Source organism: Streptomyces sp. LZ34, from assembly GCF_053890475.1.
The window spans coordinates 7161440-7178679 of the sequence record NZ_CM132680.1; the positions used below are offsets into that span (position 1 = coordinate 7161440).

A 17240-nucleotide genomic window follows, 5' to 3' on the forward strand; every position below is an offset into this window, starting at 1 on the left:
CTGGCTGCCTTACCCGAACCACTCCTCCGCCTCATGCGCCATGCCGAGCCGCGTGGCGAGGAGCGCTACCTCGTGGAAGGTGCTCTGGTAGCGCATGGCGACTGAGGCGAGGGCGGGGAGTGAGATGGGGCCGATGCGGCTGTCTTGGGTCATGGACTCGGCAGTGGCGGAAGTGTACGGATCAAGGACTTCCGCGAGGACTTCTTCGGCGGCGATGTCGGCCCTGAACTCAGCGGGAATTGGTTCGACTACCAGCCCCAGGCGGGTCAGACCGTCAGCGATGTCGTCCATGCTGCTGTCGATGAGTTGGGCGGTTGCATACAGCTCTTCTTTAGTGATGGGCTCCTTATGGCTGCGATTCGGCACATTGGTGAGTTCTGTGGCGTCTAACCTCTGCAACAGCGCAGGGTCTGGCGCGATGTGGTAACCGATGGCTGTTAGACGCACCGTCAGGTCGTACAGTGAGGTCGTGGTTCGCTCTCCCAGTTTCCTGAGGGTGAACACGTCCAGGGGCTCTTCCTCGGCGGGCCATCGGGCTCCGCTCACCCGGCGACGGTTCTTGAACAGCTCCGCATCCTCGGCGGTCACGAGGCTGGCATCAGGGAGGGGATCAGGAACCCGAAAACCCAGCGTGGTCAGGCGCTGCGCGACCTCGGACACCGGGCGGCCGAGGCGCAGAGCAAGAGCTGCCAGCTGTCCGCGGGGGACGGGCCGATCAACAGGCAAGTCGTCTGAGAGCAGGATGCTGTCGTCGTCCTGGGTGAGATCGAGCCGCGCTGTCTCCGAAGGAGCCGCGAAACCGGCTTCTTGCAATAGCTCAACAAGAGCACCAACCGACCGCCCGCGACTGAATGCCAGGTAGGCGATGCGGGCCGTCGAGATCTCGTGGGCCCGGTCAGCCGGGATGGGCTTCTCGCCGTCGAACCACAATGCCCTCAGTACCTGCGCGTCCTCCGGAGCCCAGGGTGTGGTCCGATACGAGTGGTCTGGCATTCGGTAGCCCAGTTGAGTCAGGCGTGCGGCGGCCTCGGAGGGGGAGCACCCGGCATGGGCTGCGCTGTAGGAGATCTGAGCCATCGAGAGTACGGAGCCGGGAGAGAGCCAGCCTTTGTGTTGGCCAATGGGTTTCAGCAGGGCCACGTCAGCGGCAACCACGTCCACCGCACCGAAAAGCTCTGGCGTGTAATAACCCAGCTGGCTGAGCCGGGTTACGACATATGCGGCGGAGCGCTGAGTCCGTGCTACGCAGGAGAAGACGTCGGCCGCCGTGACGTTAGCGGACGGCGACCGCCAGCGGAAGAGCCCTTGGAGGGTGGGCCACCCGGTCTTCTGGAATGCGGATAGGTGCGCACCCCTGATTTGCCGCGCCGAGTCCCTTGACGTGACTGTTCCGTACCAGGCCCTGGGAGTGCCATCGGATTGGGAGCTCAATAGATACAGGTCCGATGGGCGGGCGATAGGTAGCGATTGAGTGTGCTCAAGGACAGGGCTGGGACCGTCGCCGATTCCCGCCGCGTACAAGACAGGCAGCCGCCACCGGAGGACTGCAGCCGGGATCATGCGCACGAGGAACGGCCATTTCCGCCGGTGGCCGACTGGCGGTGAATACGCACCCGTCACCAGAGACAGCAATAGGGTGTCAGGGGGGAAGAAGCCGGTGATCGCCGCAGGCAGCTCTTGGCCTTCCACGGGCCAGGTGACACCTACTTCTCCTGCCTGATCGGTGACCTCGTCGGCGAAGGTGACCGTGTGCTCACTCACTTCGCCCAGCCAGGCGCGGGTTACCACCGATTGGGCACCTGGGAATGTGTTGTCAAACAGGCTGGGAATCGCGGCCCGCATCATCGAATGCACGCGGGCGGCGCTGTATGAGCGCATCCGCCGTCGGTCCACGGAAAGCAAGGGGCGGTCCTTGCCGTGCAGGTTGACGATCACACCCTTGCTGTAGAAAAGGCCGATGTTGTCGGTCAGGATGCCGTCGGCGAGCACGATGCCGCTTTTCTGCGCCCACCAAAGATTTGGATCACACGACGGATAGGAATGGCCCAACTTGCGGGCAGGGAAGCGGGGCTCCTCATAGAGGGCGGCGAGATCCGCCCGCAAGATCCCCGGCTCCCACTCCTGCGTCCGAGATCCATGCACCACCTGCGTCCGGTACGGCGCCACCCACAGTACCTTGGTTAGTTGATCCAACGCCGACTGCTGCGCCGCCCGTGTGGTGAGATGCAGCCGCACCCGTGTGCCCGCCCACTCGCCCGGCCCCTCGTCTTCGATGCGGAAGAGGTTGCCGGGGCCCGCGATCGTGACCTTCACCAGGCGCCGAGGGTGCCCCTCACGGTCCAGACGACACGTATGGACCGTGATTTCGTCGGCGAGCATGAAGTAGCTGAGCACGCCGATGCCGAACCGGCTATTCGGGAACAGCTCGACGGGCGGGTCGAGCTCGGCCCAGTCGGCGGCCTCCTCGACATACTCCGGCAGGTCCACGAAGCGCGCCCCGCCTTGTGAGAACGTGCGGCTCAGTTCGTTGACGCCCATGCCGATGCCGTTGTCCCGGCACTCCAGGTAGGGACGGCCCGATTCGTCGACGCCTTGGACGAATTCGATCAGCCCTTCCCACTCCTCCACCCGCCGACCCGTCCGGCGCAGATACGTCGTACGTGCGTCCCGGTAACGGCACGCGTCCAGGGCGTTCTGGTAGAGCTCGCGGACAGCCAGCCCTCGGTCGCCGTACAGCTCCTCACCCATCAACAGCTCTTGCACCCGGTCCTCGGCGAGGTGGAAGCGAATGCCAGAGGAGAGGTTGGCGGGCGCGCTGCCGCTGGGGCGCACTCGGCCTGCGTTGGCGTACGGGGGCAGGGTGCTCAGCGGGGCGAGAGCATGGCCCGCCTTGGCCGAGGACTGGTTGATGTCGCGGAGCAGGGAGTCCACGCGCTGGGCGTGCTCCTGAAGGGCGATCTCCACGGCCGGGTGCTGGCATACAGTCGCCAGAGCGCGACCGGCGCCGGAGCTGAGCCATTGGGATGCGCACAGGGTGGTGCGTAGCTCCGTCAGGTCGACGCTGTCGGAGATGCCGAGGTGCTCGGCGACGACTTCGGGGAGGTCGACCGGATCGACGGCCAGCGCGTGGGCGGCCTTGGCAAGGCAGGCGACGAGGGATTCGCGGACCTCGTGCTCATGGATGGTGCTGGCGGCGATCGGCTCGTGGTCGGCGAGTTCGCCGAGGCGAGGGGTTGCGAACGGGGCGGTGCGCTGATCCTTGATGAAGCGGATGAGGCGATCGCCGGACAGTACGTCGCGCGTCCACGCAGGATGTTCCGGTCCACACGGCAGAGATCCGAGAAGTTCCTTGAGGGCCTGTGGCGCGTAAACATCCGGTTGTTGCAGCAGCCAGCGGTGGAACAGCCACCACCGGATGTGGTGCGCCGACTCGTCCGTCGCCCCCGTCTGCCGCAGCCGCCGCAACCTGCGGTCCAGTCGGGGGTAGCTCTGGATGAAAGAGCTGAAGGCGTCGCTCTCTGGGGTGCGGTCGGCCTCGTCACCACTGAGCGCAGCGATACGGCGCGCGGCCTCCTGGGCCCAGAACGCCTGGCTGACGAACGGCATCAGCGTCAGCACCGCGGCCTCGGTCGGCGACAACCGGGCGTCCTTGGCGAGTTTGCCGGTAAGGAACTCGGCCTTCTCATGGACGCGCTTGGCCAGCTCGGCGTCGTGCCAGGGATCGTCCCGCAGCGCCGCGGCGTTCCGCTCGTACGCCTCCGCCAGCCGCCCCGCCCGCTCGACGCACAGCTCCTTGAGCGTGTCGCGCGCCGCGCACAGATCCGGATCGATCCGCTCCCACGCCGGGTGGCCGGCGACCGCGCGTACCCAGGGGTGCTCGCGGGGATCGCGGAGGGGGCCGGGCAGCACGGCGAAGGCCGACTTCTCCGCTTCCGTCCTCACCCGGACCAGCTGCAGCGGCCTGGACTTGCCGTAGGCCGTGTGCAGTTCGGCGATCCGCTCCTGCACAGCCGCCTCGAACTCTGCCAAGTCCAGCGCATGCGTCAGCCCGCCGACCACATCGCACACGGCCCGCGAGAAGAGGCTGAACGACTCACCGGGCACCGTCTCGACGTCCGCCCCCTCCCGGACGGCCTCCCTTTCCTGCACGAACAGCGCGTACTGTCCGGGCGAGCACGCGTACACATACGCGACCTCACGCCGCAGCGCGGCGGCCTGCTTCCGCCTGCTCCACCCCTCGACACCCGCCGGTCCCATCGAGTCCTGCTCGATGCCCTCCCGGCAGGCGTCGATGAGGAAGACGACCCGTTGCGCGGGGCACTCGTTCAGCTCCTTGCCCCAGTCGATCGGAACGCAGCTGGAGGCGAAGGGATGGACGTGGAAGCTGGCGTCCTCGGGGATCAGATAGTCCGTCCCCTCGTAGTGCTGGCCGTGCCCGCTGAGCAGGATGATCAGCGAGTCGTCCCGCTTGGCCTCCCGCAGGAAGCGGCTGACCTGTTCCTTCACAAAGTTCAGCGTGATGCCGCGCTTGGACTCCGCCACCTCCGCCGAGTGGAAGCCCCGCTCGGTGAGGGCCGCCGACAGCCGCGCGAGGTCGTCCCGTACGAAGGGAAGCGAGCGGATCCCCGGCTCGTCGTAGTCGCTTGCGCCGATGAGCAGCGCCCTGTGCCGTGTGGTCATGATGCCCGGCGCGGCCTTACGGGCGCTTGAAGGTGAGGGTGAGCCCTCGGGTGCCCTGGATCTGGCCGGTGCCTATGAGCTGGACGCCGCCGCTCGCGGTGACCTGGAAGGACAGCTGGGCCTCCGCCAACGGAAGGGTGCCACCCCGCGCCGCGACGTCGGCGAAGACCTGCTGCAGCGCGTCGACGGTCGCGGCGAGGTTCTTGCGCAGCGGGCCGAGCGGGACCAAGCGCAGCTCGGGGTTTCCGCCGCCGAGGATGGCCATCGAGTCGTCGTCGGAGTCCTCGGTCACCTCGACCCAGAAGGGCAGGGCCTGGTCCTCCAGCTGTGCTGCGTTGTCGTCCATGCTGCCCCCCTGGCGTGCGCGGATGGTCCGTCAACTTTAGAGCTGTGAGCGGTACATATTACGCATCCAGCAGCCGCAGCTCCGTCGCGAGATTCCGGCGGGCCGCGTCCTCCCAGCGGTCGTGGGCCTCCGGCGTACGGAACAGCCCCGGCATGGTCAGCAGTTCGCGCAGTACACCCGCCCGGCCCTCGCGGAAGGCGTCGTCCGGGACGAAGGCGTACTCCTCGCGGACGGCGGCGGCGTATGCGGCGTAGTCCTCGGGGGTGCCTGCCAGCACCGCCAGGTCGGCGTCGCACAGCACCTCGCCGTTGGTGTCGCCGGGGGCGGGGGCGTGGGTGCGGGTGAGGCGGACCAGGCGGGCGACTTCGGCCGTACGTGCGTGGGGGACGCCCGCCTCGGGGAGGGCGCGCTCGGCGAGGCGGGCGCTGCGGTCCTCGTTGGTGGAGCGGTCGGGGAGGTAGACGGCGTCGTGGAACCAGGCGGCGAGGTGGACGGCGGCGGGGTCGGCGGCGTGGTCGATCAGCTCGTCGACCCGGTCCAGGATCGCGATGAGGTGGTCGGTGGTGTGGTAGCGGCGCTGGGGTTCGGCCCAGCGGGCGAGGAGGTCCTGGCCGTACGGGGTGGGGGAGGGGGCGCGGACGGGCTCGCGGGCGCTGTCGAGGTGGGTCGCCCAGCGGGTGAGGAGGGCGTCATGGGCGGGGTGGCGGGCTGCGGGGTCGGCCATGGGCCCATTGTGTGGGGTGATGGTTTCAGGGCGCACGGGGTGTGGCAAGCTGTTCAGCATGTCTAGACCAATTCTCGAGGTGATCGCCCTCGACGTGACGGACGCGGTCGCGGCGCAGGCCGGAGGGGCGGACCGGCTCGAGCTGGTCACCGATATGGCCGCCGACGGGCTCAGCCCCTCCCGCGAGACCTTCGCCGCGATCCGCTCGGCCGTGGACATCCCGCTGCGGGTGATGCTGCGCGCGTCCGACGGCTTCGCGGCCGGCGGCGCCGCCGCGCTCGACGCGCTGTGCGCGCGGGCGGCGGCGCTGCGGGCCGAAGGGGCGGACGAGTTCGTACTCGGCTTTCTGGCCCCCGACGGGCTGGCCGACCTGGCCGCCGTCGGCGCGCTCGTTGAGGTCATCGGTGCGGGCCCTGGGCTCGACGAGAGCCGGTGGACCTTCCACCGGGCCATCGACCGGGCCGCCGATCGTGATGTGCTCCGTCAGCAGCTCGCGGGTCTTCCGGGTCTGGATACGTATCTCACCGCCGGGTCGCCCGCCGGGGTGGACGACGGGCTTCCGGTCCTGGCGGACGAGGCGGCGCGTGGCGCGGCCGGGCCCCGGATCATGGTGGGCGGCGGGCTGCGGCTCGATCACCTGCCCGCGCTGCGCGCCGCCGGGATCGACGCCTTCCACATCGGCGGCGCGGCGCGGCCCTCGGGGTGGGACGGGCCCGTGGACATCGCCTCGGTTCACCAGTGGCGGGCCGCGCTGGACGTGGCGGTGCCGGTGGGCTGACCGGGCGGTGCCCGGCCCCGGCCCTGAGGACACGGCCGGGGCAGGCGGCCGCTCAGTCGACGGCGGCGAGGCTGGTGGCGGAGGGGCCGATGGTGGTCCAGGTGCTGCCCTGGCCGCTCCAGCGGGAAACGGTCTTGTGGTCGCTGGAGACGCGGTACACCGAGCTGTCGGTGACGACCAGGTCCGCGCCGGCGGTGCCGATGAGGGTCCAGGAGAAGGGACTCCCGTTGTACTTGAGGATCTGTCCGGTGGACTCGCGGACGATGAACATCCCGGCACCGCCCGCGTAGATCTTGTCGGCGGCGCCGCCGACTTGGAACCATGCGTCGCCGTTCTCGGACCATTGCAGGACCATGTCGCCGCTCGGGGAGATACCCCACAGGTGCTCGCCGACCGCGAAGTCCTTGCCTGGCCCGCCGACCCTGTCCCATTTTTCCGGGGTGCCGCTGTACTTGTAGATGTCCCCGCTGTCCGGGTAGGTGCCGAACAGTCCGACCGGGCCGGCATAGAGCTCTTTGGTCTTGAACCCGACGCGGGTCCAATCTTTGTCCCGGTCCCAGCGCATGACCGCGTCTTGCTGCGGCTTGAGCCCGTAGAGCGTGCTGCCTTGCTGGATGAACTGGAAGCCGGGAGAGCCGATCGGTTCCCAGGTGCGGGACGCCGGACGGTACTGGGAGATCCACTTGTCGGACTTGTTGATCCGGAACAGGCCGGCTCCTCCCGCGACGACGCTGTCGGCGTCGCTGCCGATGGACCGCCAGGATGTGCCGGTGCCGCCCCATTGCAGCACTTTGCCGTTCTTGGAGACGGCGTAGACGCCGGCCGGGTCGGTGACGTCCGCGTCCTTGGCGTCCTCGGCGTCCGCCGAGTCGTCGGTGTCCGGCCGGGCGTCCTCGTGCCGGGGCGAGGAGGCGGAGGGGCTGGAGGTCGGGCCGCTGCTCCGCGAGCCGGAGGGGCCGACCGCGGCCGGACCGGAGGGGGACGGCGGCTGCGGGGCCGATGAGGGTGGGCTGCTTGCGCCGGTGTCGTGGCGGTCGGGGGAGCCGTAAAGGAGCACACCCGCCGTGGCGATCGCGACGGCGGCCCCGACCCCGGCCCCGGCGGCCAGGATCAGCTGGGTACGGCGGCGGTGCGGGCGGGCGGCCGTGGAGCGGCTCCCGGCGACAGGGGCGTTGGTGGCGGCCCCAGCACCCCCAGCACCCCCGGCACCCCCAGCACCCCCGGCACCCCCGGCACCCCCAGCACCCCCGGCGCGCCCGGCGGCGTTGTCCGCGCCGCTCCCGGTTCCTCCGGGGATTCCGCTGGTCAACGGATTGTCCCGGCGTTCCAGGACAATGCCCTGGACGATGTCCGACCCGGGGAGCGCCGGGCGGATCTGCTGCCACAGGCGGGCGACTTCGGTTCGCTGCTCCTCGACTTCGTCGTGCACCAGAGCCGACTGGAGGATCAGGCCCCCGCGGGCCGACACGGCCGGCAGACGGGCGTCGTCGCGGTCGTCAGCGCGGTCGTCAGCGCGCTCTTCGTCACGGTCTTCAGCTCCGCCCCCGTCACCGGCCTCAGCGCCCGGCGCGCCTGCCCGACCCGGATCCGGCGAGGCACCTCCCTCTTCCCGGCCTTCTGCTACCTCTACCTCTACCTCTCGTTCCACCTGCTCCGCGGCCTGCTGGACCTGCCGCACGATGCCCAGCCGGTGGCGTGCCGCGGCCAGGTGCTGCTGCACCAGCGCCGCGTCCGCTCCGGCCACGACGGGCTCGTCCGGGTCCGTGAGGGCGGTGATGATCTGTAGAAGCGCCTTGACGAGCTTCTCCGACTCGGCGCGGTCCGCCTCGGCCTGACGGCGCGCCGCGCCGGGGTCGTCCGCCGAGCGGATGTTCTGCTCGGCCGTGATCGCCGCCTCGTACAGGCGCCGCGCCTTGGCCAGCATCGTGGTCCGGCCCTGCTCGTCCCGGAAGCGGTCCTTGATCACGGCGTTGAGCCGGCCCAGCGGGATGATCCGGGCGCCGGAGCGGTACTCACCCCAGAGGGTCTTGCTGATGTGGTAGCGGTTCTCCAGTTCCCGTACGGTCATCCCGGCGGTGAGGTCCCGCAGGAACCCCGCCAGAGCGTTCGCTTCTTCCGTGCCGCCCTTCGGCGGCCCCTGCGGCCGCCCGGCTCTGCTCATGAGTCCCCCTTGTCCGCGGACAACCCCCGTTGTCCGCCAGTCCCCTGCGCCTGCCCCGCGGCGATGCGATCCGCTGCGGCGGCCAATTCCCCGTGGCCCGCAGCGTGGTGTCACCACCCGATCACACCACCTCGGAGGCCGCGGTGACACTCGGATCCACGAAACGCCCCGCCAGATACGCGGGTCGGCTGCTGGCGGTGACCACGGCGGCTCTCATGGCGCTGACCGCCTGCGGTTCCTCCGACCAGGCGCCCGCCGACGGCGCGAAGAAGATACCCGCCGACGGCACCAGGGAAGCCGCCGCGGCGAAGTCGACCGAGCTGGGCGCCGGGCAGCTGCCCGGCGGGGCGCGGCAGGGCTGGAAGGCGGCGGCCGCCCGGAGCGTCAAGAACCCGAAGGACGTCCAGCTCAACGAGTGCACCGCCGTCCACGGCGCCACCTCCTGGCGCCAGTTGACCCACACCGGCAAGCGTCACGCGGTCGCCACGCAGGACACCTTCACCTTCGCCGACCAGAAGCACGCCCAGAGCGCCTACAAGGCCGTGGTCCGGGCGATGGGCGCCTGCCAGGCCCGCTCCCGCGCCCTTCAGGCCGGCGGCCGCCTCAAGGCCGACGCCGTGGTCGCCCCGGTGGTCAGCGCCCCGGCGAGCCGCGCCTGGGCCCGCACCTGGACCGCGATCAACACCCTGTCCGCCGACGGGCACAACAGCGACCGCCTCTACGCCGCGCACCGCGCCAACACCCTCACCGTGCTGCAGGTCACCGAGCCCGGAACCGGGCCGGGATCGGCCAGGACCGCGGCCGACCGCGCCGTTCTCACCGCCCTCGCCCAGCGCCTGGGCTCTCAAGCGGCCGGCCGCGTCGCGACCAATCCGCGCACGGGCGACCTCTACAAGTACGGGGGCAACGGCCCCAAGAGCTGGAGTCGTGTCGGCGGTCCCGGCCGTACGTTCGCGGTGAACGGCAGCCACCTCTACGGTCTGTCGCCGGATGGCAGTGGGGTGTATGAGTGGACCCGTCGCGGTGACACGTGGAAGAGGATCGGCGGTGCGGCCGCGAACATCTACGCGGGGGGTGCGGGGCTGTTCGCGACCAACCCGCGGACGGGGGACGTCTACAAGTGCAACGGGGGTACGGGTAACGGGAATTGGAGCCGTATCGGCGGTCCTGGCCGTACCTTCGTCGTCAGCGACAACAACATCTACGGGCTCTCCCCGAACGGCAGTGAGGTGTTCCGGTGGACCGGGCGTAAGGACAAGTGGTCTTACGTCGGCGCCTTGGCGGCGTCCGGCTGACGCGACCCCGAGCCAGTGGCATGAGGGCCGATCTCCTGAGGATCGGCCCTCGCTCTTCTCTGACGAGTACGAAGGAGAAACGAACGCATGGAGACCAGGCAGGTCATACGAGCGGTCGGACGGCGGACGGCGCTGCGCTACCTGGACACTGGGGCTGATGGCCGCCACGGTCGCGGCCTGCAGCCGCGACGGCGACTCCACGAGCGTCAAGGAACAGGCGCTGAAGGCGTTCATCAAGGGGGAGTGGGAGTTCAAGGCCGAGAACGGCAGCGGTGGGAGGCTGTCCGTCTCAGACGACGGGACATGGGCCGGCGAGGGCATCACGGGCCGTTGGGAGCACAAGGGTGGCCGGCTGACCGTGACCGGTGATTCCGGGAGCGATCTCGGTGATCGCGAGCCGTTCCTCATCCAGGACGTGCCCGGCACCACGCAGGAAGCCCTGTCCAGGGACTACCAGCTGACGGGCGGCCTGACGGACGGGCAGGACGCGGGGTACCGGAACATGCAGGTCCGCTACCGCAAGGGAACGGTCACACTCACCTTCCCCGACTACGAGGTCGAGGGCGCGGCCCGGGTCGTCACCTGTGCCCGGGTCGGCAAGGCGTCACAGTGACCGGCCGGCCTCTGCCGCGGTCTTCCCGCGGGCGGGGGCCGAGGGTGTCGGGGGCTCGGGCGCGCGCGGTGCGCGCGTCGTCGTCAGGACCGTGGCCGTGGCGAGCAGCGCCAGCAGTGTCGCCGTCAGCGGGAACCACCGGTCGCCGAGGAGCGCGACGGACACGCTGCCCGCGCCGCCACCCGCCGCCATCCCCAGGTACAGCGCGCTGCTGTTGAGGGAGATCAGCAGGGGCGCGTTCGGCGGGTCGAGGGAGGCCAGGCGGTGCGGGAGGGCGACCGAGGCGGACCAGCCCGCGGCCGGGGTCACCAGGGCGTAGAGCAGCGCGCCGGGCATGGTCAGGCCGAGCCAGGGGAGGGCCAGGAAGGCGAGGGCGGTGACCCCGCTCCCGGTGAGGAGCACGCTCCGTACGCCCCAGTGGTCCACCGCCCGGCCGCCCAGCCAACTGCCCGCCACCGACGCGACGCCCATCACCAGCATCACCAGGCTCAGCCGTTCGGCGTCGCCGCCCGTGGCGGGGCGTACGGCGGTGGCGATGTAGATGTACACGGAGTTGAAGGCGAGGAAGAAGAGGAAGGTGGTGGCTGCGGCCCCGACGACGCGCCGGTCGCGCAGCGGCGCCAGCCGCTCGCGCAGCCCGGGCGGGGCGGGCGTGGTGGTGGGCGCGGCATCGGCGTCGGCGTCGGCGGCGGGGGCGGCACCGGGCGCGGCGCCCCGTGCAGCACCCGGCGCGGCACCGGCCGAGCCACGGGCGCCGGGCAGGCCGGACAGGCGGGACCGGCGGGACCGGCGGGGTCGGCCGGACGGGCCGGGCAGGCCGGGCAGGTCGCGCAGCAGCAGGGCCTGGCCCGCGAGGGCGGCCGCGCCGAGGGCGACGACCAGCCACATCGTCAGCCGCCAGTCCGTGCGCCCGATCCAGGTGCCCAGCGGTACGCCGAGCGCGGTGGCCACGGTCATGCCGCCCAGCACGGTGGCCAGCGCCCGTCCGCGGCGCTCGGGCGGGACGAGGGAGGTGGCGACGGCGTTGGCGGTCGGGGTGTAGAGCGCGGCTCCGGCGGCCGCCAGCACGCGGGTGGCGAGCAGCAGGGGGTAGGTGGGGGCGAGCGCGCTCAGCGCGTTGGCCGCGGTGAAGAACGCGAGCGCGGTGAGCAGCAGGCCTCGGCGCGGCCAGCGGGCGGTGACGGTCGCGAGGACGGGCGCGAGCAGCGCGTAGGAGAGCGCGAAGACGGTGACCATCTGTCCGGCCGTGGGGACCGATACGTCCAGGTCGCGGGAGATTAGGCCGAGGATTCCGGCCATCACCATGGAGTCGGTGCCCACGGCGAAGGTGCCGAGGGCGAGCAGGAGCAGGCGGAACCGCAAGGGTGTCCTCCCCGAGTGACGGTTGGATGCCCGTCCAACAATAGGGATGGTTGGACGGGTGTCAAACTGTTTCGGGTTGATGAATGTCAAACTGTTTGGAGCCGCACGGGCAAGCACGGGCGAGCAAAGGCAGGAAACAAGAAAGAGGAAAGAGAGGGAGAGGGCGTGGTGGAAGAACGGCTGCCTCAGCCCGATGCCGAGGACATCGAGCTGGTCAAGGTCATGCACGCCCTCGGCGACCCGGTGCGCCTGTGGCTCCTCTGCGTCTACGGCGACGGCGAGGAGCACAGCTGCGCGCCCGAGGCGGTGAGCCTCGACCATCTCCACAAGTCGACCGTCTCGCACCACATGCGCGTGATGCGCGAGGCCGGGATCACCACCACGAGGGTCGCCGGGCGCAACCGCTATGTGCGGCTGCGCCGCGACGAACTCGACGCCAGGTTCCCCGGCCTCCTCGACGCGCTGCTCACATCCATGCCGTGGAGCAGGGATCCGTCGTAGGCGGTAGCGGGCCCGCTCAGGCCAGCTGCTCCGGGAGCGGCGCCGCGTGGACCACCGTGAGCCCCGACACCGCCCGGGTCAGCGCGACATACAGGCGGCGCAGGCCGGTGCGCTCGTCCGGCTCTCCGTCGACCACCGCGGCCGGTTCGTCCAGCACCACGTAGTCGTACTCCAGACCCTTGGCGAGCGTCGCCGGGACGAGCGTGAGGCGGGCCTCGGCGCTGGTCTCCTCGCCGGGGGAGAGATACGCCAGGCCCGCCGCGTCGAGGGCGCCCGCCAGCACCGGGATCCGCGCGTCGGCCGCGATCAGGCCGACCGAGCCCTCGCGGCCCAGCGCCTCGTGGCAGGCGGCGAGCACAGCGGAGTCGAGCGCGGCGGAGTCGAGGGCGGCGGAGTCGAGCGCGGGGGAGTCGGGCGCGGCGGGGCCAGGAGCGGCGGGGCCAGGAGCGGCGGAGCCGGGTGCGGCGGGGGCCACCGCCCGTACGGAGAAGTCGCCCGCCGCCTCGCGGATCGAGGTGGCCTCCGACAGGTCGGGGGCGATGGCGGGCAGCAGCCGCGAGGCGTACGCGATCACCTCGCGCGGCACCCGGAAGCCCTGGGTCAGCTCCTCCACCACCGCCCCGGACTTGCCGAGGTGGACGAGGGCCTCCTCCCAGGTCGCCGTCGCCCACGGGGTGGTGCCCTGCGCGATGTCGCCGAGGATGGTCGCCGAGCCGGTGGAGCAGCGGCGGCCCACCGCCCGGTACTGCATGGGGGACAGGTCCTGCGCCTCGTCCAGGACCACATGGCCGAGCGAGTGCGTCCGCTCCACGAGATCGGTGGCCTCGTCGATGAGCACCGCGTCCGCCGAGGACCACTTCGCGGACTTCACGCTGCGCGGCGGCTTGGCCCACAGGATGGTCTTCTGCTCGTCGGCATCGAGGATCCCGTCCGCCTGCTCGGCGAGGAAGTCGGGGTCGGAGAGCAGCCGCAGCACGAGCTTGGCCGGGTCGACGGGCGGCCAGATCGCCTTGACGGCCGCCTTCACGGCGGGGTTGCGGGCCACCGCGTTCTGCACCCGGTCGTCGGGTGCCTCGCCGGACTGTTCCATCCGTACGAGCACGGCGTGCGCGATCCGCTGCGGCAGCGCCTCGCCGGCCGCGCCGTACCGGATGTCGCGGTCCAGCAACTCGCGGACGATCTCTTCCAGTTCGTATGCCGGGACCCGCCAGCGCCGCGAGCCGCGCACCACCATGCACGGCTCGGTCGGCAGGGTGACATGCGAGCGGACGGCGCGGCGCAGCACCTCGGCCATCCGCGCGTCGCCCTTGAGGCCCGCCGCGTCGGCGTCGTCCGTGCCCCGCACCTCCACATGCGCGACGAGGTCGTCGACCGTGGCCTGGCCGACCTGCAACTCGCCGAGCGCGGGCAGGACTTGCTCGATGTAGTGGAGGAAGGAGCGGTTCGGGCCGATGACGAGGGTGCCGGAGCGGGCGAGCCGCTCCCGGTGCGCGTACAGCAGATAGGCCACTCGGTGCAGACCGACCGCCGTCTTCCCGGTGCCCGGCGCCCCCTGCACACAGACCGTGCCGCCGATTCCGGCGCGCACGATCTCGTCCTGCTCGGGCTGGATCGTGGCGACGATGTCCCGCATCGGGCCCACGCGCGGCCGCTCGATCTCGGCCTGGAGCAGCTTGCTGGTGTGCTCCTCCTCGGCGGGGTCGGTGAGGCGCTCGTCCTCGTACGCGGTCAGCTCGCCGCGGGTGTAGCCGAAGCGGCGGCGCAGCCCGATGTCCATCGGCGCCTTCTTCGACGCCTGGTAGTAGGGCTGCGAGACGGGGGCGCGCCAGTCGATGACCATCGGGTCGCCGTCGGCGTCGTGGACATGGCGCCGCCCGATATAAAAAGTGTCTTCTGAGCCGCCTCCGGCGGCGGGCTGTTCCCCTTCCGCGCCCTCCGCCGTCTCCGCGCCCGGTGCGTGCAGATAGTCGAGGCGGCCGAAGAACAGCGGGGTGTCGGCCAGGTCGGCGAGGGCCTTGATGCGCTCGTCGATCTGGCGCTGGAGGACTTCGGCGTTGACCCAGTTGGCGGTGACGTCCTTGATGTCGAGGGCCTCGACATCGGCGCGCATGGCGCGCAGGGCGGCGCGGGACGCGGCGAGGTGGCCGCGCTCCCGCTCGAGCGGGTCGGGGTGGTCAGGGGCGTGCGAGGGCACGGCGTAGCCTCCGGCGTGTACACGAAGCAGACAGACAAGGTGCAGGGCTTGAACGGCTCAAGTGAGAAGCCGGCCGGTTTCCGTCCGGGCGGCGGCTCTCCCTGGTGGTCGGGAGGCGGCAAGACGGGCGATTGTAGCCAGTGCTCCGCTGGGCCGCGAATGGTTTATCGCCCGACCAGGCCTGGTTGGATGGCGTGGGTCGGACGATCCGATTCATGAGCGCAGAGGGAGGTGGCGCATGCCCCGTGCGGGTCTGACGCCTGAGCGGGTGACGGAGGCGGCGGCGGATCTGGCGGACTCCATCGGCCTGGAGAACGTCACGATCTCCGCGCTGGCGCGAAGCTTCGGAGTGGCCGACGCGAGCCTGTATTCGCACGTCAAGAACGTCCGGGACCTGCGCGTGCGGGTCGCGTTCCGCGCCGCGAGCGACTTCGCCGACCGCATCACGGCGGCCGTGGCCGGGCGGGCCGGGCGCGACGCCCTGATCGCCTTCGCCAACGCCTACCGGGACTTCGCGCTGGAGCACCCCGGCCGGTACGCGGCGACCCACATCGAGATCGACCCCGAGGTGGCCGCCCAGTCCTCGGGCGGCGCCCGGATCATCCAGGCCACGTACGCCGTCTTCCACGCGTACGGGCTCGACGAGCCGGATCTGACCGACGCCGTACGGCTGCTGCGCTCCACCTTCCACGGCTACGTCGGCCTGGAGGCGATCGGCGCCTTCCGGGACCCGCGCGACGTCCAGGCGTCGTGGGAGCGGGGCGTCAACGCCCTGGCCACGCTGCTGGAGAACTGGCCTTCGGCCGCCACTGCCCGCTGAACGTCAGCCGAAGGTCACCGAACGTCAGTCGAAGGTCAGCGATCGTCAGCCGCGGATCAGCTGGGGCTCACACCGTCCTCGCCCGCCAGCAGCGCGCTCGCGTCCACGATCCGGTAGGCGTACCCCTGCTCGGCGAGGAACCGCTGGCGGTGGGCGGCGAAGTCCTGGTCGATGGTGTCGCGCGCGACGACCGAGTAGAAGACCGCCGGGTGGCCGTCCGCCTTCGGCCGCAGCACGCGGCCGAGGCGCTGGGCCTCCTCCTGGCGGGACCCGAACGTCCCCGACACCTGGATGGCGACCGTGGCCTCCGGGAGGTCGATCGAGAAGTTGGCGACCTTGGAGACGACGAGGACGGAGATCTCGCCCTGCCGGAAGGCCTCGAAGAGCTTCTCGCGCTGCGCGTTGGTCGTCTCGCCCTTGATGACGGGCGCGTCCAGATGCTCGCCCAGCTCGTCCAGCTGGTCGATGTACTGGCCGATGACCAGGGTCTGCTGCCCCTTGTGCCGCGCCACCAGTGCCTCGGTGACCTTGCGCTTGGAGGCGGTCGTCGCGCAGTAGCGGTACTTCTCGTCGGCCTCGGCCGTCGCGTACGCCAGGCGCTCGGTCTCCGTCAGATTGACCCGGACCTCGACGCAGTCGGCGGGCGCGATGTAGCCCTGCGCCTCGATCTCCTTCCACGGCGCGTCGAAGCGCTTGGGGCCGATGAGGGAGAAGACGTCGGACTCGCGGCCGTCCTCCCGCACCAGCGTCGCGGTCAGGCCGAGCCGGCGGCGCGCCTGAAGGTCGGCGGTGAACTTGAAGACGGGCGCGGGCAGCAGATGCACCTCGTCGTAGACGATCAGGCCCCAGTCGCGGGAGTCGAAGAGCTCCAGGTGCCGGTAGATGCCCTTCCGCTTGGTCGTGAGGACCTGGTACGTGGCGATGGTGACCGGGCGGATCTCCTTGCGCGTACCGCTGTACTCGCCGATCTCGTCCTCGGTGAGGGAGGTGCGCTTCACCAGCTCGTGCTTCCACTGGCGGGCCGAGACGGTGTTGGTCACCAGGATCAGGGTGGTGGACTTGGCGGTGGCCATCGCCCCCGCGCCCACCAGCGTCTTCCCGGCGCCGCAGGGGAGGACGACGACCCCCGACCCGCCGTGCCAGAACCCCTCGACGGCGTGCTTCTGGTACGGCCGCAGCGCCCAGCCGTCCTCGCGCAGCTCGATCGGGTGCGCCTCGCCGTCCACATACCCGGCCAGGTCCTCGGCGGGCCAGCCCAGCTTGAGCAGCACCTGCTTGATCTGCCCGCGCTCGGAGGGGTGGACGGCCACCGTGTCCGGGTCGATGCGCTCGCCGACCAGCGGCTGGATCTTCTTCGAGTGCAGCACCTCCTGGAGGACCGGGCGGTCGGAGGTCTCCAGGACGAGGCCATGGGTGGGGTGCTTGAGCAGCCGCAGCCGCCCGTAGCGGGCCATCGTCTCGGCGACGTCGACGAGGAGGGCGTGCGGGACGGGGTAGCGGGAGTACTGGACGAGCGCGTCGACGACCTGCTCGGCGTCGTGCCCGGCGGCGCGGGCGTTCCACAGGCCGAGCGGGGTCACCCGGTAGGTGTGGATGTGCTCGGGAGCCCGCTCCAGCTCCGCGAAGGGGGCGATGGCGCGGCGGCAGGCGCCGGCCTGCTCGTGGTCGACCTCGAGCAGGAGCGTCTTGTCGCTTTGGACGATCAGCGGTCCGTTCACGCGCCTGGGCCCTTCATGACGGGGATGGGGGGCAAGCATCCAGTGTTA

12 protein-coding genes are annotated in these 17240 nt (G+C 70.8%); 5 read left to right on the plus strand and 7 right to left on the minus strand.

The genetic code is table 11. From position 1 onward, the window contains the following. Window positions 1–9: 9 nt before the first annotated feature. The 3 genes from ACWY4P_RS29650 to ACWY4P_RS29660 are packed head-to-tail and all read right to left on the minus strand — an operon-like array spanning window position 10 to window position 5750. Entirely contained in the window at window positions 10–4680 is a 4671-nt protein-coding gene (locus ACWY4P_RS29650) for an HD domain-containing protein (protein WP_456203447.1), read from the minus strand. A gap of 16 nt (window positions 4681–4696) precedes the next feature. Beyond that, window positions 4697–5026, minus strand: a complete 330-nt coding sequence (locus ACWY4P_RS29655) for a Pepco domain-containing protein (RefSeq protein WP_456203449.1) — start codon at window positions 5024–5026, stop codon at window positions 4697–4699. A gap of 58 nt (window positions 5027–5084) precedes the next feature. Then, entirely contained in the window at window positions 5085–5750 is a 666-nt protein-coding gene (locus ACWY4P_RS29660) for an HD domain-containing protein (protein ID WP_456203451.1), read from the minus strand. A 58-nt stretch (window positions 5751–5808) separates the two neighbouring features. Here ACWY4P_RS29660 and ACWY4P_RS29665 point away from each other — a divergent pair, with 58 nt between their 5' ends. Next, on the plus strand, window positions 5809–6528 hold the full coding sequence (locus ACWY4P_RS29665; protein ID WP_456203453.1) for a copper homeostasis protein CutC: 720 nt from the start codon (window positions 5809–5811) through the stop codon (window positions 6526–6528). A 52-nt stretch (window positions 6529–6580) separates the two neighbouring features. On the opposite strand, the gene ACWY4P_RS29670 is transcribed toward ACWY4P_RS29665, so the two are convergent. Then, window positions 6581–8689: a hypothetical protein gene (locus tag ACWY4P_RS29670; RefSeq protein ID WP_456203455.1), complete on the minus strand. Its 2109-nt coding sequence runs from the start codon at window positions 8687–8689 to the stop codon at window positions 6581–6583. Window positions 8690–8718: 29 nt separating this feature from the next. Here ACWY4P_RS29670 and ACWY4P_RS29675 point away from each other — a divergent pair, with 29 nt between their 5' ends. Beyond that, complete coding sequence (locus tag ACWY4P_RS29675; protein ID WP_456203456.1) at window positions 8719–9984, plus strand: hypothetical protein; 1266 nt, start codon at window positions 8719–8721, stop codon at window positions 9982–9984. Window positions 9985–10141: 157 nt separating this feature from the next. Then, on the plus strand, window positions 10142–10597 hold the full coding sequence (locus ACWY4P_RS29680) for a hypothetical protein (protein WP_456203457.1): 456 nt from the start codon (window positions 10142–10144) through the stop codon (window positions 10595–10597). Here ACWY4P_RS29680 and ACWY4P_RS29685 read toward each other — a convergent pair. Continuing rightward, window positions 10589–11959 (minus strand): MFS transporter, encoded by a 1371-nt coding sequence (locus ACWY4P_RS29685; RefSeq protein ID WP_456203458.1) that lies wholly within the window; start codon window positions 11957–11959, stop codon window positions 10589–10591. The genes ACWY4P_RS29680 and ACWY4P_RS29685 overlap by 9 nt on opposite strands. Window positions 11960–12124: 165 nt before the next feature. Here ACWY4P_RS29685 and ACWY4P_RS29690 point away from each other — a divergent pair, with 165 nt between their 5' ends. Further along, complete coding sequence (locus tag ACWY4P_RS29690; protein ID WP_456203459.1) at window positions 12125–12460, plus strand: ArsR/SmtB family transcription factor; 336 nt, start codon at window positions 12125–12127, stop codon at window positions 12458–12460. Between the two features lie 16 nt (window positions 12461–12476). Here ACWY4P_RS29690 and ACWY4P_RS29695 read toward each other — a convergent pair whose 3' ends face one another. Then, window positions 12477–14654 (minus strand): HelD family protein, encoded by a 2178-nt coding sequence (locus ACWY4P_RS29695; RefSeq protein ID WP_456203460.1) that lies wholly within the window; start codon window positions 14652–14654, stop codon window positions 12477–12479. 238 nt (window positions 14655–14892) lie between these two features. Here ACWY4P_RS29695 and ACWY4P_RS29700 point away from each other — a divergent pair, with 238 nt between their 5' ends. Further along, the gene (locus ACWY4P_RS29700; RefSeq protein WP_456203461.1) at window positions 14893–15474 is read left to right on the plus strand and encodes a TetR/AcrR family transcriptional regulator; all 582 of its coding nucleotides are present in this window, start codon (window positions 14893–14895) and stop codon (window positions 15472–15474) included. 56 nt (window positions 15475–15530) lie between these two features. Here the strand turns inward: ACWY4P_RS29700 and ACWY4P_RS29705 are convergent, their stop codons facing one another. After that, the gene (locus tag ACWY4P_RS29705; protein ID WP_456203462.1) at window positions 15531–17192 is read right to left on the minus strand and encodes a DNA repair helicase XPB; all 1662 of its coding nucleotides are present in this window, start codon (window positions 17190–17192) and stop codon (window positions 15531–15533) included. Between the last annotated feature and the right edge of the window lie 48 nt (window positions 17193–17240).

What these genes read in the sequence shown, in the direction of transcription:
- ACWY4P_RS29650 (WP_456203447.1), bottom strand. Translation starts at nt 4,680, where the DNA reads ATGACCACACGGCACAGGGCGCTGCTCATCGGCGCAAGCGACTACGAC.
- ACWY4P_RS29655 (WP_456203449.1), bottom strand. Translation starts at nt 5,026, where the DNA reads ATGGACGACAACGCAGCACAGCTGGAGGACCAGGCCCTGCCCTTCTGG.
- ACWY4P_RS29660 (WP_456203451.1), bottom strand. Translation starts at nt 5,750, where the DNA reads ATGGCCGACCCCGCAGCCCGCCACCCCGCCCATGACGCCCTCCTCACC.
- ACWY4P_RS29665 (WP_456203453.1), top strand. Translation starts at nt 5,809, where the DNA reads ATGTCTAGACCAATTCTCGAGGTGATCGCCCTCGACGTGACGGACGCG.
- ACWY4P_RS29670 (WP_456203455.1), bottom strand. Translation starts at nt 8,689, where the DNA reads ATGAGCAGAGCCGGGCGGCCGCAGGGGCCGCCGAAGGGCGGCACGGAA.
- ACWY4P_RS29680 (WP_456203457.1), top strand. Translation starts at nt 10,142, where the DNA reads ATGGCCGCCACGGTCGCGGCCTGCAGCCGCGACGGCGACTCCACGAGC.
- ACWY4P_RS29700 (WP_456203461.1), top strand. Translation starts at nt 14,893, where the DNA reads ATGCCCCGTGCGGGTCTGACGCCTGAGCGGGTGACGGAGGCGGCGGCG.